The 26,419-nt window shown below is 58.9% G+C and carries 23 protein-coding genes; 6 read left to right on the forward strand and 17 right to left on the reverse strand.

The annotated features are described in order from the left end of the window. Nucleotides 1-56: 56 nt before the first annotated feature. Nucleotides 57-1,001 carry a heme o synthase gene (locus MHY24_RS06840; RefSeq protein ID WP_204608987.1) on the reverse strand — a complete coding sequence of 315 codons (945 nt, stop codon included), beginning with the start codon at nt 999-1,001 and terminating at the stop codon, nt 57-59. A gap of 348 nt (nt 1,002-1,349) precedes the next feature. Here MHY24_RS06840 and tkt point away from each other — a divergent pair, with 348 nt between their 5' ends. The 5 genes from tkt (at nt 1,350) to pgl (ending at nt 7,921) form a co-directional block, all read left to right on the forward strand. Continuing rightward, complete coding sequence (tkt, locus tag MHY24_RS06845) at nt 1,350-3,422, forward strand: transketolase (RefSeq protein ID WP_239228851.1); 2,073 nt, start codon at nt 1,350-1,352, stop codon at nt 3,420-3,422. A 27-nt stretch (nt 3,423-3,449) separates the two neighbouring features. Continuing rightward, complete coding sequence (gene tal / locus MHY24_RS06850; protein WP_239228813.1) at nt 3,450-4,535, forward strand: transaldolase; 1,086 nt, start codon at nt 3,450-3,452, stop codon at nt 4,533-4,535. Between the two features lie 99 nt (nt 4,536-4,634). After that, on the forward strand, nt 4,635-6,167 hold the full coding sequence (gene zwf / locus MHY24_RS06855; RefSeq protein WP_239228814.1) for a glucose-6-phosphate dehydrogenase: 1,533 nt from the start codon (nt 4,635-4,637) through the stop codon (nt 6,165-6,167). A gap of 14 nt (nt 6,168-6,181) precedes the next feature. Continuing rightward, on the forward strand, nt 6,182-7,117 hold the full coding sequence (locus MHY24_RS06860; protein ID WP_239228815.1) for a glucose-6-phosphate dehydrogenase assembly protein OpcA: 936 nt from the start codon (nt 6,182-6,184) through the stop codon (nt 7,115-7,117). A 42-nt stretch (nt 7,118-7,159) separates the two neighbouring features. After that, complete coding sequence (gene pgl / locus MHY24_RS06865) at nt 7,160-7,921, forward strand: 6-phosphogluconolactonase (RefSeq protein ID WP_204608980.1); 762 nt, start codon at nt 7,160-7,162, stop codon at nt 7,919-7,921. Nucleotides 7,922-8,067: 146 nt separating this feature from the next. On the opposite strand, the gene secG is transcribed toward pgl, so the two are convergent. The 4 genes from secG to gap all read right to left on the reverse strand — a co-directional run bounded on the left by secG (nt 8,068) and on the right by gap (nt 11,650). Further along, nucleotides 8,068-8,301, reverse strand: a complete 234-nt coding sequence (gene secG / locus MHY24_RS06870; RefSeq protein ID WP_005324856.1) for a preprotein translocase subunit SecG — start codon at nt 8,299-8,301, stop codon at nt 8,068-8,070. A gap of 184 nt (nt 8,302-8,485) precedes the next feature. Further along, nucleotides 8,486-9,268: a triose-phosphate isomerase gene (gene tpiA, locus MHY24_RS06875; protein ID WP_005328415.1), complete on the reverse strand. Its 783-nt coding sequence runs from the start codon at nt 9,266-9,268 to the stop codon at nt 8,486-8,488. Between the two features lie 39 nt (nt 9,269-9,307). Next, entirely contained in the window at nt 9,308-10,525 is a 1,218-nt protein-coding gene (gene pgk / locus MHY24_RS06880) for a phosphoglycerate kinase (RefSeq protein ID WP_239228816.1), read from the reverse strand. Between the two features lie 117 nt (nt 10,526-10,642). Further along, complete coding sequence (gene gap, locus MHY24_RS06885; RefSeq protein ID WP_049378190.1) at nt 10,643-11,650, reverse strand: type I glyceraldehyde-3-phosphate dehydrogenase; 1,008 nt, start codon at nt 11,648-11,650, stop codon at nt 10,643-10,645. 541 nt (nt 11,651-12,191) lie between these two features. On the opposite strand from gap, the gene MHY24_RS06890 reads away from it, so the two are divergent. Further along, nucleotides 12,192-13,838: an L-lactate permease gene (locus MHY24_RS06890; RefSeq protein ID WP_239228817.1), complete on the forward strand. Its 1,647-nt coding sequence runs from the start codon at nt 12,192-12,194 to the stop codon at nt 13,836-13,838. 131 nt (nt 13,839-13,969) lie between these two features. On the opposite strand, the gene whiA is transcribed toward MHY24_RS06890, so the two are convergent. The 12 genes from whiA to fmt all read right to left on the reverse strand — a co-directional run bounded on the left by whiA (nt 13,970) and on the right by fmt (nt 26,404). Continuing rightward, nucleotides 13,970-14,959 (reverse strand): DNA-binding protein WhiA, encoded by a 990-nt coding sequence (gene whiA / locus MHY24_RS06895; RefSeq protein ID WP_239228818.1) that lies wholly within the window; start codon nt 14,957-14,959, stop codon nt 13,970-13,972. Between the two features lie 176 nt (nt 14,960-15,135). Beyond that, a complete protein-coding gene (gene yvcK, locus MHY24_RS06900; RefSeq protein ID WP_239228819.1) occupies nt 15,136-16,119 on the reverse strand; it encodes a uridine diphosphate-N-acetylglucosamine-binding protein YvcK in 984 nt (327 codons plus the stop codon). A 23-nt stretch (nt 16,120-16,142) separates the two neighbouring features. Continuing rightward, nucleotides 16,143-17,024, reverse strand: a complete 882-nt coding sequence (gene rapZ, locus MHY24_RS06905; RefSeq protein ID WP_239228852.1) for an RNase adapter RapZ — start codon at nt 17,022-17,024, stop codon at nt 16,143-16,145. A 40-nt stretch (nt 17,025-17,064) separates the two neighbouring features. Beyond that, the gene (gene uvrC, locus MHY24_RS06910) at nt 17,065-19,140 is read right to left on the reverse strand and encodes an excinuclease ABC subunit UvrC (RefSeq protein WP_239228820.1); all 2,076 of its coding nucleotides are present in this window, start codon (nt 19,138-19,140) and stop codon (nt 17,065-17,067) included. A 3-nt stretch (nt 19,141-19,143) separates the two neighbouring features. Beyond that, nucleotides 19,144-19,692 (reverse strand): PH domain-containing protein, encoded by a 549-nt coding sequence (locus MHY24_RS06915; RefSeq protein WP_239228821.1) that lies wholly within the window; start codon nt 19,690-19,692, stop codon nt 19,144-19,146. A 74-nt stretch (nt 19,693-19,766) separates the two neighbouring features. Beyond that, complete coding sequence (gene ribH, locus MHY24_RS06920) at nt 19,767-20,246, reverse strand: 6,7-dimethyl-8-ribityllumazine synthase (RefSeq protein WP_049378203.1); 480 nt, start codon at nt 20,244-20,246, stop codon at nt 19,767-19,769. Nucleotides 20,247-20,275: 29 nt separating this feature from the next. Then, a complete protein-coding gene (locus MHY24_RS06925; RefSeq protein ID WP_239228822.1) occupies nt 20,276-21,538 on the reverse strand; it encodes a bifunctional 3,4-dihydroxy-2-butanone-4-phosphate synthase/GTP cyclohydrolase II in 1,263 nt (420 codons plus the stop codon). A gap of 11 nt (nt 21,539-21,549) precedes the next feature. Beyond that, complete coding sequence (locus MHY24_RS06930; RefSeq protein WP_239191981.1) at nt 21,550-22,164, reverse strand: riboflavin synthase; 615 nt, start codon at nt 22,162-22,164, stop codon at nt 21,550-21,552. 35 nt (nt 22,165-22,199) lie between these two features. Continuing rightward, on the reverse strand, nt 22,200-23,222 hold the full coding sequence (gene ribD / locus MHY24_RS06935) for a bifunctional diaminohydroxyphosphoribosylaminopyrimidine deaminase/5-amino-6-(5-phosphoribosylamino)uracil reductase RibD (protein WP_239228823.1): 1,023 nt from the start codon (nt 23,220-23,222) through the stop codon (nt 22,200-22,202). Further along, nucleotides 23,222-23,890 carry a ribulose-phosphate 3-epimerase gene (rpe, locus tag MHY24_RS06940; RefSeq protein WP_239228824.1) on the reverse strand — a complete coding sequence of 223 codons (669 nt, stop codon included), beginning with the start codon at nt 23,888-23,890 and terminating at the stop codon, nt 23,222-23,224. Before rpe ends, ribD begins: the two co-directional genes overlap by 1 nt. Before the next feature lie 19 nt (nt 23,891-23,909). Beyond that, on the reverse strand, nt 23,910-25,460 hold the full coding sequence (locus MHY24_RS06945) for an RsmB/NOP family class I SAM-dependent RNA methyltransferase (protein WP_239228825.1): 1,551 nt from the start codon (nt 25,458-25,460) through the stop codon (nt 23,910-23,912). Further along, entirely contained in the window at nt 25,457-26,404 is a 948-nt protein-coding gene (fmt, locus tag MHY24_RS06950) for a methionyl-tRNA formyltransferase (protein WP_239228826.1), read from the reverse strand. Before fmt ends, MHY24_RS06945 begins: the two co-directional genes overlap by 4 nt. Nucleotides 26,405-26,419 lie beyond the last annotated feature (15 nt).

The raw sequence follows: 26,419 nt of genomic DNA on the forward strand, positions 1-26,419 counted from the left end.
GGAAAGCATTTGCCTTCCCGCGCATTCGCCTTCTTATCCTAGGTATTTGGGCACAATTAGAATAACGTGGCTGACCAGCCGAGCATCCGGCCTAGTGGCTCCCAGCCCAATACTGCGTCGATGGACAACCCGATAAAGAGCACTGACAGATAGTTATTGGAGTAAATGAACAGGCGCATCGGCTTCACCTTGGCGCCGTTCTTGACTCCCTTGTGCAGGCGGATAGCCATCCACAGGAATACCGCGCCGGAGGCAAGTGCTGCGACCAAGTAAATCCACGATGCAGCGGGGACGATAAGTAGGGTCACGATAACCGTGCCCACGGTATACCACACGATCTGTCGAGTGACTTCCTTCTCATCAGCCACTACGGGCAGCATCGGCACGCCGGCCTTGCGGTAGTCTTCCTTGTACTTCATGGCCAGCGCCCACGTGTGTGGCGGAGTCCAGAAGAAGATGATGAGGAAGAGCACGATTGCCTGCCACCAGCGGTCAGGCTCTCCAGCAGGAGCGTTATCCCGGATAACCGCCCAGCCGACCATCGCCGGCATGCAGCCTGCCAAACCGCCCCAGACAATATTTTGAGCATTGCGCATCTTCAAAAACTTGGTGTAGACGAAGACGTAGAAGAAGTTCGTCAAAACCACGAAGAAGGCCGCCAGCCAGGAATGGGCAAGGACGCCCAACCATAGGACGGAGATGATGAGCATTACCCAGGCGAAAATTGCCGCGTTTCGCTTAGTAATCTTGGCCCTTACCAACGGGCGGGCCCTCGTGCGCTGCATTTTTTGATCCAGCTCGTAGTCCACGACGTTATTAAACGTGTGGGCAGCGGCAGCGCCCATCCAACCGCCAAAAATGGTCGACACGATAAGCCAGATATTGTCTGAAACGGCCTCCACGCCGCGTTGCGCTTGGAGCATCGCCGGGATTGCGGCCACGAGGAGGAGTTCAATGATCCTCGGCTTCGTTAGCGCAAAATAGGCCTTGATGGTCTCCAAGGGATTCCTCCACTATCTGAACGTTGGTGAACTGTGCCCCGCACACTTACTGCGCGCGGTCACCCCTAGCGGTCGCACATGCCCGTGAAAAAGTTCCAGTTCTCTCACTCACAGTTTTCGGCGCAGGGGTGAAAGACAACAGGCCTATGGCCGCTAGATTCGGTGCGCGCTCTAGCGCCGACGCGCACTCCACTTAGCCATGCCAGCATACCGTTTATGCCTAGCTTTCTATAATTGCGCACCGCCGGTTAAAAAATTACTAGACTGAATAAAGTTAAGTACTTTTTGCCTAGACGTAAGCGAGGCTTTCCAGTGTCGAAAGATAAGTTGTCCCCAGAACTCCAAACTATGGTCGAGCGCCGTTACCCGGAGGATTGGTCGGAGTTTGACACCCGCGCCGTCGACACCGTGCGAGTACTAGCCGCAGATGCTGTACAAAAATGCGGTTCCGGCCACCCAGGCACCGCAATGTCCCTTGCTCCCCTCGCCTACACCTTGTATCAGCGCGTCATTAACCATGATCCCGCCGATGTGCACTGGGCCGGCCGCGACCGCTTCGTTCTATCGGTTGGTCACTCTTCCCTCACCCAGTACATCCAGCTCTACCTGGGCGGCTTTGGCTTGGAGATGGACGATCTCCAGCAGCTGCGCACCTGGGGATCGCGCACGCCTGGACACCCTGAGGTGCACCATACCGATGGCGTGGAAATCACCACTGGCCCCCTTGGCCAAGGCCTTGCTTCCTCCGTTGGCATGGCCATGGCGGCACGGAAAGAGCGCGGCCTTTTCGATCCAGAGGCACCGGCCGGCGAGTCTCCCTTCGACCACTACGTCTACACCATTGCTTCCGATGGTGACCTGCAGGAGGGCGTTACCGCTGAGGCTTCTTCCCTGGCGGGTACGCAAAAGCTGGGCAACTTGATTGTCTTCTGGGACGATAACCGCATCTCTATTGAGGACGATACGAATATTGCCTTCAACGAAGACGTGGTCGCCCGCTACAAGGCCTACGGCTGGCACGTCCAAACGGTCGAATCCGGCGAAGACGTCGTAGCCATTGAGGAGGCCGTCAAGGCAGCCCAGGCAGAGACCGAGCGCCCGTCCTTCATCCGCGTGAAGACCGTCATTGGCTACCCGGCCCCGAATAAGATGAATACCGGCGGCGTTCATGGCGCTGCACTGGGCGATGACGAGGTAGCTGCCACTAAGGAGGTCTTAGGCTTCGATCCGGAACGCAGCTTCCATATCGACGACGAAGTCATTGCACACACCCGCAAGCTGCGTGAGCGCGGCGCCGAAAAGCACGCCGCGTGGCAGAACAAGTTCGACGAATGGGCTGCAGCTAATCCGGAGAACAAGGCACTCTTTGACCGAATGCAGGCGCGCGAATTGCCGCAAGATTTCGACGCTGAATTGCCGGTGTGGGAACCGGGCGAGTCCTTGGCCACCCGCAAGGCTTCTGAGGCCACCATCCAGGCCTTGGCTGCTTCCCTTCCTGAAATGTGGGGTGGCTCTGCTGATCTTGCCGGCTCCAATAACACCGTGATTAAGGGCGCGGACTCCTTCGGCCCCGCAGCCATTACCACCGATATGTGGTCGGCTCAGCCGTATGGCCGCAACCTCCACTTCGGCATTCGCGAGCACGCGATGTCTGCGATCATGAACGGTATTGCTCTGCACGGCAATACCCGCGTTTATGGCGGCACCTTCCTTATTTTCTCCGAGTACCAGTACCCCGCTGTGCGCTTGGGCTCGTTGATGTCTACCGATACCTACTATGTCTGGACCCACGACTCCATCGGCTTGGGCGAGGACGGCCCAACCCACCAGCCGGTAGAGACCCTTTCTGCCCTTCGCGCCATCCCGAACCTGTCCGTTATTCGCCCGGCCGATGCCAACGAAACTGCACAGGCATGGGCCGCAGCGCTCGAGTACAAGGCCGCACCAAAGGGCCTGGCACTGAGCCGCCAGGGACTGCCAGTACTGGAAGGCACCAAGGAAAAGGCACATGATGGCGTGCGCCGCGGCGCTTATGTTCTGGTGGAAGCATCCAAGGAAACGCCAGACGTAATCCTCCTCGCTACCGGCTCTGAGGTGCAGCTTGCCGTCGCCGCCGCTAAGGAACTGGAGGCCGCCGGAACAGCCACCCGCGTTGTCTCCGCACCGTGCCTTGAGTGGTTTGATGAGCAGGATGACGCATACCGCGAGTCCGTGCTGCCTAGCGAAGTGCAGGCCCGCGTGTCCATCGAAGCCGGCATCGCTATGCCGTGGCACAAGTACACCGGTTCTTTCGGCCGGACCATTTCCATCGAGCACTACGGCGCCTCCGCTCCTGCGGGCGAGCTCTTTGAGAACTTTGGCTTCACCACCGCAGCGGTTGTTGAAGCGGCGCAGGAATCGCTCGCCGCCGCGAAGAAGTAAACCCCCACGACTGGATAAGGAGTAATCATGAACCACATTTCCGAACTTGCCCAGCTGGGAACCTCAACCTGGCTCGATGACCTTTCTCGCGAGCGCCTAGTATCGGGCAATCTCGAGGAGATAATTTCCACGAAGTCCATCGTGGGAGTTACCACCAACCCGGCTATTTTCGCCGCAGCGATGACCAACGGCACCGCCTACGACGCCGAGCTTTCCACGTTGAAGGAAGCCAAGGCTTCCGCGGATGAGGCGGTGTACGCATTGGCTATTGAGGACGTCAAGAATGCCTGCGACCTCTTTGCAGATATCTACTCCTCTACCAACGGCGCAGATGGCCGCGTGTCCATCGAGGTCGACCCGCGCATTTCTGATGACGCTAACGCCACCCTTGAACAGGCGCGTGAGCTCTGGTCCAAGGTTGATCGTCCCAATGTCATGATCAAGATTCCGGCCACCACCGCATCCCTCCCAGCCATCGAAGATGCCCTAGCAGAGGGAATCAGCGTCAACGTCACTCTTATTTTCTCCGTGGATCGCTACCGCGATGTCATTGAGGCTTTCCGTACTGGCCTCAAGCGTGCCGCCGAAGCAGGCAAGGACGTCTCTACCATTCACTCCGTGGCTTCCTTCTTTGTTTCCCGTTTGGATACCGAAGTAGATAAGCGCTTGGAAGCCATTGGCAGCGAGATTGCTCTGGCACTGCGGGGCAAGGCGGGCGTCGCCAATGCGCAGCGCGCCTATGCCCTCTTCCAGGACGCCTTGCTTGACGACGCCGACTTGCCCGAAGGCGCCCACCTCCAGCGTCCACTGTGGGCTTCTACCGGCGTAAAGAATCCGGAGTACCCAGCCACCTTGTACGTATCGGAGCTGGCTGGCCCGCACACGGTAAACACCATGCCGGAAAAGACCATCGATGCGGTTCTCTCTGAGGGCAACCTTCACGGCGATGCCCTGTCTGATAGCCGCGAGGCTGCAGAAGGCGTCTTTGCCCAGCTAGAAGAGGTCGGCATTGATTTCGATGATGTCTTTGCAGTGCTGGAGCGCGAGGGCGTCGATAAGTTTGTCGCCGCGTGGGAGGAACTGCTTGCTTCCATTGAGGAGCGACTCGCGTAAACTAGCCGTGTGACTTGTGCCCCGCCGAGAATTCGGCGGGGCATTCTGCCGCTAGAATATTAGCGAGCTTAAAGCCCATAAACTCAGGAAGGATTCTTCGTGACCGACTCAGCCGCTTGGGTCAACCCCTTGCGCAATGCCAGCGACAAGCGATTGCCGCGAATCGCAGGACCCGCGGGCATGGTCATCTTCGGCGTTACCGGTGACCTAGCATATAAAAAGCTACTGCCCGCAATCTACGACCTAGCGAGCCGTGGCCTCCTCCCCGCTGGCTTTACCCTTGTGGGTTATGGTCGCCGCGACTGGGACAAGGTCGCATTCTGTGACTACGTTCGCTCAGCCGTCATCGCTGGCTCACGTACCGAGTTCAATGAAGATGTCTGGCAGCATCTATCCCAGGGCATCGAATTTGTACAAGGCTCTTTCGACGATGCTGGATTCGATCGCCTCTCGGCGCGTTTGGGCGAGCTAGATCGCGAGCGCGGCACCGGCAGCAACTGGGCATACTACCTTTCGGTTCCACCGGAATTCTTCTCCAATATCTGCCACCAGCTGGAGCGGGTGGGCATGGCCAACTCCGTCGAGGACTCGTGGCGCCGAGTAATCATTGAAAAGCCTTTCGGCCACGATCAAGAGTCTGCCCGCAAGCTCAATGAGATTGTCAACGCCGTCTTCCCTGAGTCCGCGGTATTCCGCATCGACCATTATCTGGGCAAGGAAACGGTGCAAAACATCATGGCTTTGCGCTTTGCCAATCAGATTTTCGAGCCCATGTGGAACGCCCACTACATCGATCACGTCCAAATCACCATGGCCGAAGATATTGGCTTGGGCGGCCGTGCCGGATACTATGACGGCATCGGTGCAGCTCGCGATGTCATCCAGAACCACCTGCTGCAGCTTTTGGCTCTAGTTGCAATGGAAGAACCCTCCTCCTTCGAGCCCGAGGCCCTGCAGGCAGAAAAGGTCAAGGTGCTACGCGCTACTCACGCCGTGCACCCGCTAAATAAGACCACTGCTCGCGGCCAGTACTCCGCCGGCTGGCAAGGCTCCGAATTTGTCAAGGGCCTGCGCGAAGAGGAAGGCTTCGATCCGGAGTCCACGACGGAGACCTATGCAGCCTGCACCTTGGAAGTGAACTCCCGCCGCTGGGGAGGAGTGCCTTTCTACCTGCGCACGGGCAAGCGCTTGGGCCGCCGCGTGACCGAGATTGCGCTGGTATTCAAGGCAGCGCCAAATCAACCATTCGTTGACGGCCAGACCGATGCGCTGGGACGAAACGCCGTAGTCATCCGCGTGCAGCCGGATGAAGGCGTCACCATGCGCTTTGGTTCCAAGGTGCCCGGCTCCACCATGGAGGTCCGCGACGTCAATATGGACTTTGCTTATGCTGAGGCCTTTACCGAGGAATCTCCGGAAGCATACGAGCGCCTGATTTTGGATGCCCTGCTCGATGAGTCTTCGCTCTTCCCCACCAACGAAGAGGTGGAACTTTCCTGGTCAATTTTGGATCCCATTATCGATTACTGGTCCGAAGCAGGCCAACCGGAGGAATACCGCGCTGGCACGTGGGGCCCAGAATCCGCCGATAGAATGTTGCGCCGCCGGGGGCACTCCTGGCGCCGCCCATAGGAGGGACGCAGACAATGATTATTCCATTGCCCAACACCACTACTCGTGAAATCTCCAAAAAGCTAGTAGAGGCCCAAGAGCATTACACCCTTACTACCGGCCGAGTACTCACCCTCATCGTGGCTGCCCGCGAGGACGATGATCTGGAAAACATCCTGGCCTCCGTGCGCGATGCCTCCCATGAGCACCCGTCGCGCGTTCTGGTCGTCGTGACGGGCGACCCGCAGGCAGATACCCACCTAGATGCGCAGCTTCGCGTGGGCGGTGAAGCGGGTGCTTCTGAGATGGTCATCATGAAGTTGCACGGCGCTTTGGCAAATCAGGACGAGGCAGTCGTTACTCCACTGCTGCTTCCCGACACCCCTTTGGTCGCCTGGTGGCCTACCTTGTGCCCGCCTGACCCAGCTTCCAGCTCGGTGGGTAAATTGGCTCAACGCCGCATCACCAACGTTGCCTATGACGGACGCGTCACTGGCGAAGATCTGCGCACCTTATCCGCCGGTTACACGCCGGGCGATTCCGATATGTCCTGGGCCGCCATCACTTTGTGGCGCGGCGTCGTGGCCTCCGCATTGGACCGCCATCCTCACGAGCCGGTGCAGTCCGTCGAGGTAGCGGGCCCTGCGGGCCACCCAGCTCCAGACTTCGCGGCCGGATGGCTCCTCGATCGTCTGGCAGTCCCCGTCCACCGCACAGTGACCGACTCTCAGGAGCCGCACTTCCCAGTGACCCACTTGCGGTTTAACCGGGAAACGAGCCACGTCGACGTAGATGTCGTCGACGAGCGCACGGTGCGTGTGTGCGTTCCAGGTTCCCCGGATTCCCTGGTGAGCCTTAGCAAGCGCTCCCAAGCTGAGGTTCTCTCTGAAGAATTGCGCCATCTGGATGCCGATAAGACTTATGCGCAAGCGCTCCGTGCGCTAGCCCAAGTAGACTACAGTAAGCAGTAAAACGGCTTAACTCTGATTCTTTGCAAAGGATAGCGATACCTCATGGTAACTCTTCACCGCGTAAGCGATGTGGATGACCTTATCTCCCAGGCCGCGCTGAAATTCGTGGATACCGTAGCGCGTATCCAAGCCGCCGGTGGCGGGCTCCACCACGATGGGGTCGCGCGAGTTGTCCTAACCGGCGGCGGCGCTGGAATTGGCGTTCTTCACGAGCTGGCCCGTTTGGATTTCGCGGCACAGCAGCAAGGCGAGGACTTTCCAGCCCAGCGCATCGATTGGTCGCGCGTTCACGTCTTTTTCGGCGACGAGCGTAATGTGCCCGTCTCTGACGCAGATTCTAATGAGGGTCAAGCACGCAGTGCCCTGCTCAACCACGTAGATATTCCGGACCAGAATATTCACGGTTTTGATCTAGGTGCGGTGTCCATGGAAGCCGCAGCGAGTGCGTATGAGCCAGAGCTAAAGGAATTCGCCCCGAACGGATTCGACCTGCATCTGCTGGGAATGGGCGAAGAGGGCCATATCAATTCCTTGTTCCCCCATTCTGAGGCGGTTCGGGAACAAGAAGAGCTAGCTGTTCCCGTTCATGACTCTCCCAAGCCGCCGAGCGAGCGCATTACCCTTACTCTTCCCGCGGTAAACAAGTCTGCTCGTATTTGGCTTCTTGTTGCAGGCGAGGCCAAGGCGGAAGCTGCCAAGCACGTCGTTGAAGGCGCTGAGCCCGAAGAATGGCCGGCTGCAGGCGCGCACGGTAAGGAAGAAACCATCCTCTTCCTTGCCGATGACGCCGCATCCGAGCTCTAGGCACGGCCGCCTAGCGCGCAGCCGAGCTGAACTTGTGGCTCGGCGCCACACAAAAAGCGCCGGTACCGCTTCCCCACCGCCAGTTCCCACAGGGAACCAAGAGGTTGGAAGCCGATACCGGCGCTTTCGCTATTCCAGCTGGTAGCTTAAGCGAATGCCTGGATGAGGTTGAGGCCTACGATGCACGCAAGCCAGATAATTACCATCACCACGGTGTAACGGTCCAAGTTCTTTTCCACGACGGTCGAGCCGGAAAGGTTAGACTGCACGCCGCCGCCGAAGAGGCTGGACAGGCCGCCACCTTTGCCCTTGTGCAGCAGCACGAAGATGGACATCAAAATAGCTGCGATGACCAAAATGATTTCCAGTGCCAAGACCATGAGGATAATCCTTATTTCTAACGTGCGCCCTGCGGGTAACTCTCGCCACCCGCTAGCGCGGAATCGTACTTTTAGGCTTCGCGTACAGCGAAGTAATCACACCGGCCCACTGTACACGATGGCGCGGGCTGGAACCATTCCAACCCGCGCCTTAGCGCGAACCTGTGACAGGTGATAACTCCTGTTAGCTCAGAGCATTAGCTGCGTTAGCAGCCAACTTGGCAAACTCCTCGCCGACCAAGGAAGCGCCACCAATGAGGCCGCCGTCGACGTCAGGCTTGCTGACAATCTCTGCAACGGAATCAACCTTGACGGAACCACCGTAGAGAATGCGAATACCTGCAGCAACTTCCTCACCTGCGAGCTCCTTTACGAGCTCGCGGATGGCGGCGCAGACTTCCTGGGCATCGTCTGCGGAGGCAACCTTGCCGGTGCCAATCGCCCACACTGGCTCGTAGGCGATAACGGTCTTGGCAAGCTGGTCTGCGCTCAGGCCAGCCAAAGAATTGCGGGTCTGGTTAACCACGTAGTCCACGTGGGTACCGGCCTCGCGTACAGCCAACGGCTCGCCTACGCACACGATGGGGCTGATGCCATTGTCCAATGCTGCGGCTGCCTTCTCTGCAACGAGCTTATCGGTCTCGCCGTGGTACTGACGGCGCTCCGAGTGGCCCACGACCACCCAGCTGCAGCCGAGCTTGGCCAGCATCTTGCCAGATACTTCACCAGTGAATGCGCCGGACTCGTGCTTAGAGATGTCCTGCGCACCGTAGGTGACCTGCAGCTTGTCGCCCTCTACCAACGTTTGGATGGTGCGAATATCAGTAAACGGGACCATGTAGGCCACGTCGACCTTCTCGTAATAGTCCTTTGGCAGGGAGAAGGCGAACTTTTGAACGGAGCCGATGGCCTCGACGTGGTCGAGGTTCATCTTCCAATTACCTGCAATAAGTGGGGTGCGTGCCATGAATTTTTCCTCTCTTTTTGGCAAGTTGATCAGGCAGTTTTAGGCTTCCAGGACAGATACGCCCGGAAGTTCCTTGCCCTCGAGGTACTCGAGGGAGGCGCCGCCACCGGTGGAGATGTGGCTAAAGCCGTCCTCGTCCAAGCCAAGCATGCGCACGGAGGCAGCGGAGTCGCCGCCACCGACGACGGAGAAGGAACCGTTGTTTGCGGTGGCGTCGATAATAGCCTGCGCTACACCAGCAGTGCCCTTGGAGAAAGCTTCCATTTCGAATACGCCCATTGGGCCATTCCAAAAGACGGTCTTGGAAGAAGCAAGAACATCTGCAAACTTTTCCACGGACTTTGGTCCAATATCCAGGGACATCCAGCCCTCAGGAATGCCATCGAGCTCGACCACCTGGGTCTCTGCATCCGCTGCGAACTTGCTTGCAGCAATCAGATCAACCGGAAGCACCAGCTTGTCGCCAAAGCGCTTGAGCAGGTCCTTGCAGTTTTCGATCTGATCTTCTTGCAGCAGGGACTCTTGCACGTTGTAGCCCTTGGCAGCCAGCAGGGTGTAGCACATGCCGCCACCAATGATGACCTTGTCTGCCTTGCCGGCCAGTGCTTCAATCACGCCGAGCTTGTCCGAAACCTTGGCGCCGCCGAGGACGACCACGTACGGGTGCTCCGGCTCCTTAGCTACCGTGGACAGAACCGACAGTTCCTTTTCTACGAGCTTGCCTGCGTAAGCCGGCAGGCGCTTAGCGACGTCATACACAGATGCCTGCGCACGGTGAACAACGCCAAAGCCATCAGAAACAAAAGCGCCGTTATCGGCTGCCAGAGCAACGAGCTCGTCAGCGAACTGGCCGCGCTCAGCCTCGTCCTTGGAGGTCTCACGAGGGTCGAAGCGGACGTTTTCTACCAACATCACGTCACCATCGTTGAGGCCGTTGGCACGCTCATGAGCGTCTTCTCCGGTGACGTCGCCGGCTAGGGCAACGTACTGGTCAAGCGCCTCAGACAGCGCTTCAGCTACTGGAGCCAAAGAGAACTTAGAGTTTACCTCACCCTTTGGACGACCCAGGTGTGCGGAAAGAATGACCTTTGCGCCACCTTCTACCAGTGCCTTGATGGTCGGAAGAGAAGCGTTAATACGTCCGGGATCGGTAATGTTTCCCTCTTCATCAAGTGGAACATTGAAGTCAGAGCGGACGAGGACGTGGCGGGATTCGACGCCCTCCTTGAGAAGATCGTCAAGTGTCTGGAAAGCCATTATTTACTCCTTAAATAATTCGGACGGGTCAAAAGGCTATAGATATAAGAATACCGGCCGCGACGCGGCGCCGTTAAGGCTTGCATCAGGCCGGTTCCTCATTGCTAGAGCTCTAGTTTAGAGCTTGTCTGCCACCAGGTTGGTCAGGCGAACGAGCTGGGAGGTGTAGCCCCACTCGTTGTCGTACCAGCCCAGAACCTTGACCAGGTTGCCGTTGGAAACCTTGGTCATGCCGGAGTCGAAAATGCAGCCGTGCGGGGAGGTAACAATGTCGGTGGAAACCAGCGGATCCTCGGTGTATGCGAGGGTGTCCTTGAGCTCGCCCTCAGCAGCTTCCTTCAGGGCGGCGTTGATTTCCTCGGCGGTGACATCGCGGGAAGCGGTGAAGGTCAGGTCGGTAGCGGAGCCGGTGATAACCGGAACGCGCATTGCGTAACCATCCAGCTTGCCGTCCAGCTCAGGCAGAACCAGGGATACGGCCTTAGCAGCGCCAGTGGAGGTAGGCACCATGTTTACTGCAGCGGCACGGGCGCGGCGCGGATCCTTGTGCGGAGCGTCCTGGATGCGCTGGTCGCCGGTATAAGCGTGAACGGTGGTCATCAGGCCCTTTTCAATGCCGAACTTGTCATTGAGAACCTTTGCCATCGGTGCCAGGCAGTTGGTGGTGCAGGATGCCGCGGAGATGACGTTGTGATTTGCCGGATCATAGGTGTCAGAGTTGACGCCATAGACGAAGGTTGCGTCTACTTCCTTGCCCGGAGCGGAGATGATGACCTTCTTGGCGCCAGCCTCGAGGTGAGCCTTGGCATCGTTGCCGTTGGTGAAGCGGCCGGTGGACTCGATAACGAGGTCTACGTTGTACTCGCCCCACTTGAGCTGCTTCGGGTCCTTCTCTGCGGTTACCACGATGCGGTGGCCGTTAACAGTAATGGACTCATCGTCGTGAGTAATTTCGCCATCGAAGCGGCCCAGTACGGAGTCGTACTTCAGCAGGTTAGCCAGCGAGCCGTTGTCGGTCAGGTCGTTTACTGCAACAACTTCGAGGTTGTTGTCACCCTGAGCGACTGCACGGAAAAAGTTACGGCCGATGCGGCCAAAGCCATTGATACCTACGCGGATAGTCACTGTATTTCTCCTCAAAGAGTCGAGTAAATGTGTGTACGGGCATTAGCGCGGGTCCTTCAATGAAGTCTGTGTTTGAGAAGCGCCCGAGCGTTTTCCCTTACATTGCCGATACTACCGAGCGTTTTTTGTCAGCGCAGGCTCCCAGCGGCCTTGAGAACTAGTGGATGACAGATTTTCCAAAAGCGCGTACACTCTTTCCGATCCTTTTTATTTCCCACATACAAACCAGCTGGATAGGCCCGAACACGTGGGTTTGTGTTGGGTTTACACCGTTATCGTGAGATATACCACTGTTACACTTCAGGGGTTACACCCACCTCTGTCCGATCGGACATTGAGAAATGCTCCCGCTAACACCAAACAAGACGACCGTATTGTTTCCATGACGCCCACCGCACGATATGCTTTCCTTACTCACTGGCTCACAAAGCGTTTAAGGCAACCCTGCCTGCTCTAGCGCCACCGTTGGTCACCGTGAGAATGCTTTCAGGTGCCCGTAGTTTCCTACGGGCAAGACCACCGTAGAAATCAAGGACGTCTCTTGTTCGAAATAAATACCTCTGCTGTGGGTGACAGCCTCGGGCTTACCGCCCTGGTGGCGATTCTCCCGCTCATTGCATTCTTTATCATGCTGCTAGGCGTAAAGGCACGCGCGCATACTTCTGGCGCCGTTGCCCTGGCAGTATCCCTCATTATTGCCATCGCCGGCTTCTCCATGCCGGTAGATATGGCTTTGTCCTCCGCCGTACGCGGCGGGCTATTCGGTCTCCTGCCCATTGTCTGGGTCATCATTACCGCAATCTGGTTCTATGAAATCACCGTAGCCTCCGGGCGCTTCGAGGATCTGCGCAAGACCTTTGACCTTTTGGGTGATGGCGATATTCGCATTCAGGCTATCCTCATCGCCTTCTGTTTTGGCGGTTTGTTGGAGGCCCTCGCTGGCTTCGGCGCCCCCGTGGCCATTACCGCAACCATGATCATGGCCCTTGGCGTGAAGCCACTGCGCGCGGCAACAGTAGTTCTGATTGCTAATACCGCTCCGGTTGCCTTTGGCGCGGTTGGCATCCCGGTAACCACTGCTGGCGAGGTAGCCGGTCGCAGCGCCGAGCAGACCCAGGACATTGCAGCACTTATCTCCTTGCAGGTGCTGCTCATCGCCGCTATCGTGCCATTCCTCATCGCCTTTATCTTGGACGGCATCCGCGGTGTTAAGGAAACTGCCCCAGCAGCTGCCGTGATTGGCGTTTCCTTCGCGTTGGCTCAGTGGCTGTCCGCGACCTTCTTTGCGTACCAGCTCACCAACGTCATCGCCTGCATCGTCTCCTTGGGCTGTGCTTTCGCCTTCCTCCGGGTATGGAAGCCGAAGGGCGTCAAGGAGTTGCGCGAGCGTCTCGAGCTGCCTGCCGCCGAGTCCACCACCGACCTCAACGGGCGCCGTATCTGGATGGCGCTGCTTCCCTACGCGGTAGTAACCGTTGTCTTTGCTGTGGCAACCGCAGCCCCCGCCATCTTCGGATTCCTCAAGATCCACTTTGCCTGGCCTTTGCTTGATGACGCGATTGTCGACGCCGACGGTAACCTCATGGATACCAGCTTCAGTTTCAATGTCTTTGGCAACCCAGGTACGCTCCTGCTGCTCTCGGGCATTATCGTTGCGGTTGTCTACCACTTCTTCAATGAAAATGGCCGCTACAGCCTAGGCTTTGGACAGCCGGTAAGCGCCTTTGGGGACGTCGTCAGCCGCATGAAGTTCTCGGCTCTTACCATCATCCTGGTGCTGGCCTTGGCCTATACGATGAACTACTCCGGCCAGACTATTGCTATTGGTGAGTTCGTCTCTTCTGCCGGCAGCATCTTTGCGCTCTTCGCCCCAGTCCTGGGCTGGATTGGTACCGCGGTTACTGGCTCCGATACGTCTGCTAATGCCCTCTTTGCCAACCTGCAGGTAGCAGCGGCAGAACGAATTGGCGTAAACCCTGACCTCATGCTCGCGGCCAATACCGCAGGCGGCGTCGTGGGCAAGATGATCTCCCCGCAGTCCCTTGCAATTGCGGCTACCGCCGTCAATATGGAGGGCAAGGAATCTGTCATCCTGAAGAACGTAGTGGGCTACTCCGTGGCCTTCCTGGCTTTTGTCTGTGTCATCGTGTTCTTGATGACCAACGTCCTAGGGTTCCTGGTTCCCTAATTCTTTAACGCTTCTGGCTAGCCGGTTGCGCACCTGCTAGCCAGAAGGCACTAAAAATCTCCCCGCAGCTGCGCCTACCGCTTTGGCATCCGCACTGCGGGGAGTTCTTTTAATGAAGGTGATTCCGAGCGTCAGGATTCGTTGAAGAGGTCATCTGTAATCGCTTGGTTGGTGTCGGGGATATCAAGCTCCTCGGCTCGTTTATCGGCCATCGACAGCAAGCGGCGAATACGCCCAGCTACTGCATCCTTGGTCATAGGAGGCTCGGCCAAGCGGCCCAACTCTTCGAGCGAAGCCTCGCGGTGCTGAACTCGCAAGCGGCCTGCGTCTGCCAGGTGCTCAGGAACATCGTCGCCTAAGATCTCCATGGCGCGGTCAACGCGCGCTGCCGCGGTAACCGCGGCGCGTGCAGAACGCCGAAGATTGGCGTCATCAAAATTGTCCAAGCGCCGAGACGTATCGTGCGCCTCCCGCTTAACTCGCTTCTTTTCCCAGCTTAATCGAGTCTCCTGAGCACCCATACGCGTAAGAAGCGCCCCGATAGCATCACCATCGCGTACAACGACGCGATCTTCACCGCGAGTCTCCTTGGTCTTCGCAGAGATACCAAGGCGGCGGGCGCAGCCCACCAAGGCCAACGCAGCCTCTTGGCACGGGCAGGTAACTTCCAGCGCGGAAGAGCGGCCTGGCTCCGTGAGGCTGCCATGGGCAAGGAAGGCTCCGCGCCATGCTGCTTCGCTATCGGCCACGGTGCCGGAGATGACCTGCGGCGGCAGCCCCACTACTGCATGGCCGGAGCGGGTGATAAGGCCCAGCCGACGGGTCAGCTCTTTCGCGCCGGTGGAGATGCGAACCGTTACGCGAGTCTTCTTGGTGGTTCCTGCCGGGCCGGCGACATGGCTATCGGCAGTGATCCCATAGAGGTCATCAAGAGCGTTCATGAAGCGCCGCGCAATGGCGTGGCTTTCTAGCTCTAACTCATAGGACATGCTGTCGCCGGAAATATCTAGCTCGCCGGCGAATCGCAACATCGCCGCGAGTTCGGCAGCGCGAGCGGACTGGCGTGGCACAACGACAGCCGTCAATTCTTCTTTGACCTGGTCGGTCAATGGTGTGGTCACCTAGTTCGCCCCATTTCTATTCTCACAGTCACAAAGTACGCATACCGGGGCTAGAGCCATCGCTCCCAGCCCAGTGCGGTGAAAGGATTTCTGACATCATACCGCGCACGCTTGGTCGCCGCGCAGTCGGTCGAGCGCGAGCGGCCGCACGAAAGCCTGAAGAGTAGGTACCAGTTCTAATCACTAGTGCTGCGATAGTCCGAATATAGGTCCAGAAGTGCTGTAGACAGCTTTTCAGGGTCATGCTTATTGATGCTGCGACCATTGGCATCAACTTGGCTCACGTCCGCGAAGGTAGCGCGAGCGCCTAGGGACTGCGCGGCGCGCTGAATATAGACGCGCTCACTATCGGTAGGCAAAGCCGTCTCGTCCACCAAAATGCGGTCAATTCGCAGATCAGGGGCGTGTTGAGCGAGCACATGCAAGTGACGCTCTGCGGAGAAGCCATGAGTTTCGCCCGGCTCGGCCGAAAGGTTCAAAACGACGACGCGCAACGCATCGGAACCAGAAATCGCATCCACTACCTGTGGCACGAGAGTATGTGGCAATACCGAGCTAAACCACGAGCCTGGGCCGATAGTAATGAGGTCCGCGCGCTGGATGGCATCGAGCGCATCAGGATTCGCTTCGGGCCGTTCGGGCACGATGCGCACGCGACGCACCTGGCCCGGCGTGGAAGCGACGGCAACCTGGCCGCGGACCTGGCGCATGACACGGGGGTCGTCGTCAAGCCCGGCTACGTCCGCTTCAATCTCTAAGGCCTGGTTGACTACTGGGAAGACTCGCCCCTGGGAATTAGTAAGTTCTGCGATGGTATCCAGGGCAGCTTGATAATCGCCGAGCACACCCGTCAATCCCGCAATCATCAGATTGCCCACCGCATGCCCTGCCATCGCGCCATTGCCACCGAAACGGTGTTGCAAGGTTCGTGCCCACAAGTCCCCCACTGGGTCACTATTAGCCAAGGCGGCCAGCGCCATGCGCAAGTCACCCGGTGGAATGATTTCCAGCTCGCGGCGCAAACGGCCAGAGGAACCGCCATCATCCGCGACCGTAACAATGGCAGAAATATCGGTCGCCTCGCTAAAGCGTGCGGACAGAAGGGTTTGATAAAGTCCATGGCCGCCGCCAAGGCAAACCATGTGTGAAGGATTGGTCATAAAAGCGTTAAAACTCCTGTGCTCTAGCCTCGAGCGATATCCCTATGCAGGGTGCTGACGTCTAATGTGTCATTGTCCCGCAGGCGCGCCGCAATAGCCTCTGCGACGGCAACGGACCGGTGGTGACCGCCCGTGCAACCGACGCCAACCGTGATGAAGTTCTTGCCCTCATGGCGGTAGCCATCCAGCATGGTAGAAAACATCTGCAAGAAATTGTCCACGAATTCCTGCGCCGCTGGCTGCGAGAGCACATAGTGGGCAACCGGTTCATCCGTACCGCGATATCCGCGCAGTTCCGGAACCCAATAGGGGTTAGGCAGGAACCGCACGTCTACCACTAAGTCGGCATCGCGGGGCGAGCCATTTTTAAATCCAAAGGATTCAACGGTGACATGCTGCTTTTCATTTTGCATCTCACCAAAGGCGGCCTCAATGGCACGGCGAAGATCATGAATGGATAGGCTCGTCGTATCGATAATGATATCCGCATGGGAACGCACATCTGCCACTGCCCGGCGCTCGCGTTGGATTCCTACTTTAAGCGTGTCCCCCTCCTGCAGCGGGTGGGTGCGCCGCACCGAATCGAATCGGCGGATGAGTACATCATCGCGGGCATCCAAGAAGAGCACGGTGGGCTTCATATTTAGTTCCGTAAGCTCATCCATAATCTCCAACAGAGACCCTGGGAACATGCGCGAGCGCACATCCGTTACGGCTGCTACCTTGCCCACTGGAGTTTCCTCTTGGTTGCACAGCTTGAGCAGGTCAACAATGGCGCGAGGCGGAATATTGTGGGCCACGTAGTAGCCCTTGTCCTCAAACACTTTGGCAGCGGAACTCAACCCGCCGCCGGACATGCCGGTTATCAAAATGGGTGGAGTTTCGAAATGCGTCATGCTCTTCAGTCTAGCGCTTCAAGATTCGCTGCCTCTAGGAGAATGCCACTTAATTGCTCGCAGAATCATGCAAGCTCTCGTACACGGTCTGGGCCAGTTTGGGACCAAAACCGTTTACCTCACAGATCTCTTCCACAGTGGCGGCCTTGAGCTTTTTCACCGAACCGAAATGCTTGACCAGATCGGTGCGCCGTTGCGGACCCAATCCAGGAACGGAATCGAGTACCGAGGAACGCATCCGCTTTGAGCGCTGCTGCCGGTGGTAAGTAATGGCAAAGCGGTGGGCTTCATCGCGAATTTGCTGCAGGAGGAAGAGCGCTTGCGAGTTTCGCGGCAAAATCACCGGCTCATCATCGCCAGGAACCCAGATCTCCTCGAGGCGCTTGGCCAAGCCCACCAGGGTTACATCCACGATGCCTAACTCATCAAATACCTCTTGAGCCGCGGCCACCTGGGGCGCACCGCCATCCACGATAAAAAGCTGCGGTGGATACGCAAAGCGACGCCCCGCTTCGGCAGATTCTTCCGCCACCTTCTCCTCTGCAAAGGAAGACTCTTCTACTTCCTCATCCGGATGGGCCAGCTTATCTTGCTTATGGCGCTTAAACCGACGGCGCGTGATCTCTGCGATAGAACCGACGTCATCCGAGCGGCCATCACCTGCCGCTTCCTTGATGCGGTAGCGCCTATAGTCCGACTTCTTGGGCAAACCATCTTCAAAGACCACCAGGGAAGCAACCACATCTGTGCCTTGAATGTGCGAGATATCGGTACATTCAATGCGCAATGGGGCTTGCTCCATGCCTAGGGCTTCTTGAATATCCTGCAATGCCGCCGAACGTGCGGTGAGGTCTCCTACCCGCTTGAGCTTATGCTGACGCAACTGCTCCTTGGCGTTTTTCTCCACCGTGGCCATAAGCTGCTTTTTATCGCCGCGCTGGGGAACACGCAGGTCCACCTGGGCACCGCGCAGCTCCTCCAACAACTCGATGACCTGCTCCGGTTCATCCGGCAGGGCCTGAACCAAAATTTGGCGCGGAATAACCTGCACGCGGCGAGATTTCATGTGCGATTCTTGGTCCACCCCGCGCCGCTTCACGTCCGCGGCAAGCGCAGCATCTTCGCGCGCCTCTTGTTTCTCGCGCTCTACTGCATCGGAATAGAACTGGATGAGGAAGTTTTGTACCAACGCGGGCAGCGCGGGATCAGGTTTTCCTTCGTCCAAGGGCTCTGAACTCGCCTGATCGCCGGCGCGTTCGACTACCCAACCGCGCTGACCGCGAATGCGCCCATCGCGAACATGGAAAATCTGTACCGCTGCCTCAAGTTCATCGGAGTTAAAAGCAATGAGATCAGCATCCGTGCCGTCTGTGAAGACCACAGCCTGCTGTTCCATAATCTTGTCAATAGCGCCCAAATCATCGCGCAGGCGCGCCGCGCGCTCGAACTCTAGGTTCTCGGCGGCCTGCTCCATGTCCTGGGTGAGTTTGCGGCGTACTGAACCGGTGTTGCCATTCATGAAGGACACGAGATCGTTGACCGTCTCGCGGTGTTCTTCCTTGCTTACTCGGCCAATGCAGGGTGCATCGCATTTGCCGATGTATCCCAAAAGGCACGGACGCCCTAGCCGCTCATGCCGGTTATATACTCCCTTGGAGCAGGTACGCATGGGAAAGACGCGGGTAAGCAAGTCCAAGCTTTCGCGCACGGCCCAAGCATGGGAATAGGGGCCGAAATAGCGTACGCCCTTGCGCCGCGGTCCACGGTAGAAGAAGGCGCGAGGGACCGTCTCTCCGACCGAAACCGCGAGCATAGGATAGGTCTTATCGTCGCGGTACATGACGTTGAAGTGTGGATCAAAGCGCTTGATCCACGTGTACTCCAACTGCAAGGCTTCCACCTCGCTGGCAACTACCGTCCACTCCACCGAGTTGGCGGTGAGGACCATTTGGCGAGTACGCGGGTGCAGTTGCGTGATGTCCTGGAAATAGTTAGACAGCCGAGCGCGCAGGTTCTTGGCTTTGCCCACGTAGATAACGCGGCGGTTTTCATCGCGGAACTTATAGACGCCTGGGTCGGTGGGAATGGTTCCCGGAGCCGGGCGGTAGGTGGTGGGGTCAGCCAATTGTTAATCCTGGGGCATGTACTTGGCTTCCACGTCGCGGAAGCGGCGGACGTTGTCAATGACGGTGTCCTTATCGCCAGACTGCAAAGCCCAGACGGGAACGAACTCGAACTCGGGCAGCTCAAGGCGTGCCATACGTTGGCCCACGGGGAAGGAAAGTCCGTAGACCACCTGCCACGGATAAAAGCGGGTGCCCACGATATTGCGGACTTCTACCCCATCCTCATTGGCGCGCAAGCGGGGACGGTTAAGAGCGATCCAGGAGAGAACGGAAATGAGAACACCAACGCCAGGGAAAGCGAATTTGTCGATGGTGGTCACGTGCGCACCGGTAAAAGACACATCCAAGGTGACTCCCATAAAGATATGGATGGCCAGAACGAGAATCACCCAGGCGATAGCCACCTTGCGCAGGAAGGGCGAGGTCGCCGTGTACTCCCATGGTTTAGACGTGGTCTGTGCGAAGGGATCGGCGCTGGTATAGGCCAATACTTCGGCGTCGCTAAGCTGGCGGCTGTGCTGCGGATTCTTTGGGGCCTGCGCCTCGTTCATGTGCATACTCCTTGGGGCGCGCCCCGCCGGCCACCTTGGTGGTCAAGCGTTGGGCGCTGACGCATTGCTAGAGGTTACTTTTGTGCTGCGTTTAGTGTACGCAACTGCAGCGCGGTGTCTAAAGCGGCGATCATAGCTTCGGCGCCCTTGTTTTCTACCGAATCTGCAAAACCGGCGCGGTCGATAGCCTGCTGCTGGTCGTTGACGGTCAAAACGCCATTAGCTACTGGGGTGGATTCATCGAGCGAGATACGGGTCAGCGCTTGGGTGACGGAGTCGCAAACGTAGTCAAAGTGGGGGGTGCCGCCACGGATAACGCAGCCTAGTGCCACCACGGCATCGTAGGAGCGGGCTGCTGCTTGGACCACAACGCCAAGTTCCAGGGCACCTACCACTCGGTATTCGGCAACCTCAGCTCCATTATCGGTAGCAGTCTGCACCGCCTGGGCATGGAGCTGGTCGCAGATTTCTGCGTTCCACGTAGCAGTAACCACAGCAACGCGCAGTCCACTGCCATCAACCTGGGCAATATCAGGCAGGCCTTCTTTACTCATCGCTATCCTTTCGATTGCACGTTAAAGCTTTACTTATGTTCGGCATCCCACTGGGCAACCTGCGGGAGGTCGTGGCCCATGCGGTCGCGTTTAGTACGCAAGTAGTCAATATTATCCGCGTGGGCAGGGGTTGCCAGCGGCGTGTGGTGGCTGGCGTCCAGCCCAAAGCCACTCAGCCCCTCGCCCTTATGCGGATTATTGGTTAAGAGGTGTGCGGATTCTATGCCGAGATCGCGAAGGATCTGCCCGGCCACGGAATACTCGCGGGCGTCCTCGGGCAGTCCCTGCTCCAAGTTGGCATCGACGGTGTCCATGCCCGAATCCTGCAGGCGGTAGGCCTCCAGCTTATGCAAAAGCCCGATGCCACGGCCTTCCTGACCGCGCAGGTAAATGACCACACCGCGGCCCTCCTGGCTGATAAGGCGCATGGACTCATGCAGTTGGGGCCCGCAATCGCAGCGCCGTGAGCCAAAGGCATCACCGGTTAGGCATTCGGAATGGACACGCACCATGACGTCGCGTGCGCCGCGCAGTTCGGAAGGTTCCCCTGCGACCAACGCAACGTGTTCCTGCCCGTCTACCTCATGGCGGTAGCCGATGGCGGTGAAGTGACCATATTCGGTGGGTAGCTCAGTGGCAACCTGGCGCGTGACCTGCGTTTCATTATGGCGGCGCCACTCGATGAGCTGCGCGATAGAGATCATGGAGAGCCCATGCGTATCGGCAAAGCGACGCAACTCTGGCGAGCGCGCCATATCCGTGGGGTCATCCTCGGAGACGATCTCGCACAGCACACCAGCCGGGCGCAGTCCCGCCAATCGGGCCAGATCAATAGAAGCCTCCGTATGGCCGTCACGCTCCAGTACGCCGCCCGGGCGAGCACACAGCGGCACCACGTGGCCTGGACGGGTGAACTCCCCTGGAGTGGTGCTGGGGTCTGCCAGGCGGCGGATGGTTTCTGCGCGCGAGGTGGCAGAAATACCGGTACTGCCCGTTGCTGCATCCACGGTCACCGTGTAGGCGGTGCCGCGTACATCTTGGTTGACCGCCAGCATCGGCGGTAGGTTCAACCGATTGCAATCGTCTGGCAATAAGGGTGCGCAGATATATCCAGAGGAATAGCGCACCATGAAAGCCACGAGTTCCGGGGTGGCTAGCTCCGCGGCGAAAATCAGATCGCCTTCATTTTCGCGATCCTCATCATCGATGACAACAACCGGCTTACCAGCGGCGATGTCCGCGATGGCCTGGTCGATGGAATCTAGACGGATGGAATTATCACTCGCGCTCATAAGGTAGCAGTCTAGTCCTTAGCCTCAGGGGGTTGAGCTTCGGGGTGAAGCATCTTTTCAACATACTTGGCCAGCACATCCACCTCGAGATTTACCTCTCCTCCCACCGGCAAGGCGCCATGAATAGTATCGCGCAAAGTGGTGGGGATAAGGGATACCTCGAACCAGTCTGGGCCCACGGCGCTCACGGTCAGCGAGGTGCCGCTCACGGCAATGGAGCCCTTTTCCACGACGTATCGGGAAAGCTCCGACGGCAAGCTAAACCGCAGCACATCCCAGTTCTCGGAACTAGTTCGGGTCTGCAGCGTAGCGGTACCGTCCACGTGGCCTTGCATAATGTGCCCGCCCAGCCGGGTGGTGGGAAGCAGTGCCGGTTCGACATTGACCGGATCGCCCTCGGCAAGGCGCCCCAGTGCGGTGCGGTCGAGGGACTCCTGCATCACATCCGCACAAAAAGTATCCGCCGACAGATCCGCCACGGTAAGGCATACGCCGTTAATGGCAATGGAATCACCCAGTGCGGCCCCCGCAACGGTACGCGGGGCACGAATGCTCAGGCGAAGCGCGTCTGCGTGCGGCTCCATTGCATCCACGGTGCCCAACTCTTGTACTAGCCCAGTAAACACTTCCAACCTTTCTCGCTCACTACTATGTCCAGCGTCTAGCGCACGTACTCAATAAGAACGTCGTCACCCAGCGCCTTCATTCCCACCCTGTGGAAACGGGTGGCCTCTGCCAGTGTCTGGGTCACGGGGTGCGCAAGCACGCCACGGCCCTCGCCCAGCAAAAGTGGCGCGATATAGGCCGAGATGGCATCTACCAAGTCAGCCTTGAGAAAGCTGCTGGCCAGGCCTGCGCCTCCTTCCACGAGGACGTCGCGGGCACCGGTGGCGTAGAGTTCGTAGAGAGCTTCTTCGATGCTGTCGTACTGCTCGTACCCCAACTCGCGCAGGTGGCTTGCTGCATCGCCTGCCGATTCCAAATCACGCTTGCCAATGACCACCCGGCGGGGCTGGTGCGCGCGCAAGCTGCCGTCGCTCAAGCGCGCGGTGAGCGAGGGATTATCAGCCAGCGCCGTGCCGGTACCTACCACGATGGCATCGCGGTGCGCCCTATCGGCATGCACCCAGTCGCGCGCTGCCTCGCCCGTAATCCATTGGCTGGTTCCATCGGCCGCGGCCGTGAAACCGTCCAGCGTTTGCGCGAACTTCAAGGTGACGTGGGGTCGTTGGGTGCGCACGGCAAATAACCATGGTACCAAAGCATCCTCGGCGTGCGGGGGCTTTTCTAGCTTGGCGACATCCACTCCAGCCCCCGCCAACACTTCTGCTCCACCCGCAGCCTGCGGGGTGGGATCGGCGTGGAGGTAGTACACGCGAGCCACGCCGGCATCGATAAGCGCCTGCACGCAGGGACCCGTGCGACCGGTGTGCGCGCAGGGTTCCAAGGTGACCACGGCCCTGGCGCCGCGCGCCTTATCTCCGGCCTCCTGCAACGCCATGACCTCGGCATGCGCACCTCCCACGGGCTGGGTGGCGCCGACGCCCACAATTTCCCCGGCTGAGGACACGATGACCGCGCCAACGGGTGGGTTAGGGCTCGTGGTTCCGCGGACCTCAGCACCGGCGGCCATTGCGCGCAATAGCGCCGCGGAGATGTTGCTGTCTTGTAGCTCCGCGCCCATTAAGCACCATCCGCCAGATCACGCAGCTGCTTCACGATGCCGGCGGGGTCGTCCGATTTGAATACGGCTGAGCCTGCCACGAAAGCGTCGCAGCCGGCCTCGGCGGCTGCCTCGATGGTCTCTGGTGAAATGCCGCCATCGATCTCGATGATGGTGTCAAGGCCCTGCTCATCAATGCTGCGGCGCAGCTTATGGACTTTCTCTAGCATTTCTGGCATGAACTTTTGCCCGCCGAAGCCAGGCTCCACAGACATCACGAGCACCTCATCGAAATGGTGCAGCTTATCCAACCACGGCTCGATGGCAGTGCCTGGCTTGATGGAAAAGGCCGCACGCACGCCCAAATCGCGGATGCGCTGGGCCAAGTCCACTGCCGCCTGGTCATCGGTGACGGCCTCCACGTGGAAGATAATCGTATGCGCGCCCGCCTTGGCATAGGTCTCAACCCACTTTTCGGGTTGCTCAATCATGAGGTGGACATCTAGTGGCTTATCGGTGCTGCTATGGACCGTGGCCGTGATATCTGGGCCGAAAGACAGGTTGGGCACAAAGTGCCCATCCATAATGTCCACATGGACCCAGTCTGCGGTATCAATCGCCGCTAGCTCCTCGCCCAAGCGAGAAAAATCAGCGGCCAAGATGGAAGGGGAAATAATCGGTGCGGACATGCCCACCAGTCTATCGCGATTAGTTGGCTGCACGGCGAAGGGCCGCAAAGAACATGGCGTCGGTACCGTGGCGATGTGGCCACATCTGCACGGATTTCTCGTGGCCTACATCGCCCATATCAGGAATGAGAGCATGTGCGTCGAGTTCTTCGGCGCCGAGTTCGCGCACGGCGCGGTCAACGATGCCCCGGGTTTCGCGCAGATCTGGCGAACACGTGGAGTAGATGACCACGCCACCTGGACGCACCAGGTTTAAAGCGGAGGACAAGAGCTCGAATTGCAGCTGGTTAAGCTCGGCAATATCGGCCTCCGACTTGCGCCACCGCGCCTCGGGTCGGCGACGGAGGGCGCCGAGGCCGGAGCAGGGGGCATCGACAAGCACGCGGTCAAAGCCCTCTCCCACGCCGGGATTGCGGCCATCTGCCACATGAACGTCCACGGGCAAATCGCTGACCGTCTTTTCAATCAGCGCCGCTCGGTGCGGGGATACCTCCACTGCATCCACGTGCGCGGAGTCGATGCGGGCAAGCGCTCCCATCAACGCCGCCTTACCGCCGGGACCGGCGCAGAGATCGAGCCACCGGCCGGTGTCCTCGCCCTCGAGGGGCGCCTCGCATACCGCGCGGGCAATCAGCTGCGAGCCCTCGTCCTGCACGGCCGCCAATCCCTGGCGCACGGGTTCCAATTGGCCGGGGTCACCGGATTCCATGTACACCGCATAAGGGGAATAACGCCCCTCCTCATTGCCGGTCATCAGGGCCAATTCCTCGGCCGAGATTTCGCCGGGGCGCGCCACTAGATGCACCGAAGGTCGATCCGAATCCGCCGCCAGGGCAGCCTCCAACTCCCCTAGGCCCAACACGCGGCTAAACGATTCCGCAATCCAGGTGGGGTGGGCATGCTTAAAGGCGATGCCGGCGATTTCTCCCTGCGGGGCGAGCTTGTCCAGCCAGGCCTTGGCCGGCGTCCGCGTAATGGTGCGCATGATGCCATTGGCAAAGCCCTTGGCCTTGACTTCACCGGCGGCTTCTACCAAACGAACGGTGGTATCAACCGCCGCGTGTGGCTCCACGCGGGTATAAAGAACTTGATAGGCACCCAGACGCAAGGCATCAACGACGGCCGGGGAAATGGCCTCGAGGCCGCGCGAAGAGCATTCCGCGATGACGGCATCAACTACGCCAAGGGTGCGCAGCGTGCCGTAGGTGATTTCGGTGGCGAAGGCGGCATCGCGCCCCTTGAGCTTTTGCTTGCGCAGCGCCTTGGGCAAAATGAGGTTGGCAAAAGCATCATCCTCACTTACCCTGCGCACCACGTCGAAGGCGACCGCACGCGGCGCATCCACGCCCGCAGCCAGCGCGGCCTGAATCAGACCGCCTTCCTGGCGCTTGCCGGGACGCTGGCCCTTAACAGCCTGCCGGCCCCTGTGCTGCCCACCGCGGCTGCCACGCTGCTGCCGTTGCGGGCGGCCATCTCGGCCCTTCGCACCAGTGGATTTGTGGGAGTCCTGCGGCTTGCCCGCCGGCGACTTATCCCCGGACTTGCTGCGGGAACGGAAACCACCACTCATTGAAACTTCACCTCGGCATCCTTGCCTAGTCCGCGGGCCCAATCGGCCGCATTCATCATCTTCTTTCCCGGAGGCTGGATTTTACCCAGCTGGACTGGCTGCGTACCGGTACCGATGAATACGGCGTTCTTGGCAATGTGCAGCTGCCCTGGTTCTAATTCCTGTGGAACCGCCACCTCTTCTATGAGGCTGACCGGTCCAATCTTCACGCGGGCCTCGTCCCACATGGTCCATGCACCCGGCCCAGGCGTGTGTGCGCGAATGTGCCGATCGATAGCAAAGGCAGGCTGTGACCACTCCACGCGGGCCTGCGCGGTAGAGATTTTCGGCGCATAGGTAGCCTCGCCCTGCTGCGGCTGTGCCTCCAGCTGTCCCGCCGCTAGGCCATCCATGGTGGCCACGAGCAGATCGCCGCCGGAATAGGCAAGGCGCGTCAACAGGTCATCGGCAGTATCGGTGCCTTTAATCTCCTCCGTCACGGTGCCGAGCACCGGGCCCGTATCCAGGCCCTCTTCGATGCGGAAGGTTGATGCGCCGGTAACGTCATCGCCTGCGGCAATGGCAGCCTGCACCGGGGCCGCACCGCGCCATGCCGGAAGCAAGGAAAAGTGCAGGTTTACCCAGCCATGCTGTGGTAGTTCCAGGAGGTCTTTTGTCACCAAGTTGCCGTAGGCCACCACCGGAATCGCCTCTGGTTGCAAATCCTTTAAGCGGGCACGCAGCGCCTGACCGTCCTCGGAGTCAGGGCGCAGGGTGGTTGGGGTCAATACTTCAATGCCATGTTCTTGGGCGAGCGCCTTCACTGGGCTCGGGTGAAGAGTGCGGCCGCGGCCCTTCTTCGCGTCTGGGCGAGTAATTACCGCCACCACCTCGTGCGACGAGGCAAGTAGCTTTTCCAAGGCCACAACGGCTGGCTCAGGGGTACCGGCAAAAATGATCCGCATGCGGGGAAACTCTCC

It is taken from the genome of Corynebacterium sp. ACRPQ (assembly GCF_022347225.1).
Classification (GTDB): domain Bacteria; phylum Actinomycetota; class Actinomycetes; order Mycobacteriales; family Mycobacteriaceae; genus Corynebacterium; species Corynebacterium tuberculostearicum_D.

Bases quoted from the DNA above. Each gene is read 5' to 3' on its own strand.
- MHY24_RS06915 (WP_239228821.1), bottom strand. From the start codon at position 19,692: ATGAACGAGGCGCAGGCCCCAAAGAATCCGCAGCACAGCCGCCAGCTT.
- pgl (WP_204608980.1), top strand. From the start codon at position 7,160: ATGGTAACTCTTCACCGCGTAAGCGATGTGGATGACCTTATCTCCCAG.
- tpiA (WP_005328415.1), bottom strand. From the start codon at position 9,268: ATGGCACGCACCCCACTTATTGCAGGTAATTGGAAGATGAACCTCGAC.
- pgk (WP_239228816.1), bottom strand. From the start codon at position 10,525: ATGGCTTTCCAGACACTTGACGATCTTCTCAAGGAGGGCGTCGAATCC.
- yvcK (WP_239228819.1), bottom strand. From the start codon at position 16,119: ATGACCAATCCTTCACACATGGTTTGCCTTGGCGGCGGCCATGGACTT.
- tkt (WP_239228851.1), top strand. From the start codon at position 1,350: ATGGTCGAGCGCCGTTACCCGGAGGATTGGTCGGAGTTTGACACCCGC.
- tal (WP_239228813.1), top strand. From the start codon at position 3,450: ATGAACCACATTTCCGAACTTGCCCAGCTGGGAACCTCAACCTGGCTC.
- MHY24_RS06925 (WP_239228822.1), bottom strand. From the start codon at position 21,538: ATGAGCGCGAGTGATAATTCCATCCGTCTAGATTCCATCGACCAGGCC.
- ribH (WP_049378203.1), bottom strand. From the start codon at position 20,246: ATGAGTAAAGAAGGCCTGCCTGATATTGCCCAGGTTGATGGCAGTGGA.
- MHY24_RS06860 (WP_239228815.1), top strand. From the start codon at position 6,182: ATGATTATTCCATTGCCCAACACCACTACTCGTGAAATCTCCAAAAAG.
- MHY24_RS06945 (WP_239228825.1), bottom strand. From the start codon at position 25,460: ATGAGTGGTGGTTTCCGTTCCCGCAGCAAGTCCGGGGATAAGTCGCCG.
- rpe (WP_239228824.1), bottom strand. From the start codon at position 23,890: ATGTCCGCACCGATTATTTCCCCTTCCATCTTGGCCGCTGATTTTTCT.
- ribD (WP_239228823.1), bottom strand. From the start codon at position 23,222: ATGGGCGCGGAGCTACAAGACAGCAACATCTCCGCGGCGCTATTGCGC.
- fmt (WP_239228826.1), bottom strand. From the start codon at position 26,404: ATGCGGATCATTTTTGCCGGTACCCCTGAGCCAGCCGTTGTGGCCTTG.
- secG (WP_005324856.1), bottom strand. From the start codon at position 8,301: ATGGTCTTGGCACTGGAAATCATTTTGGTCATCGCAGCTATTTTGATG.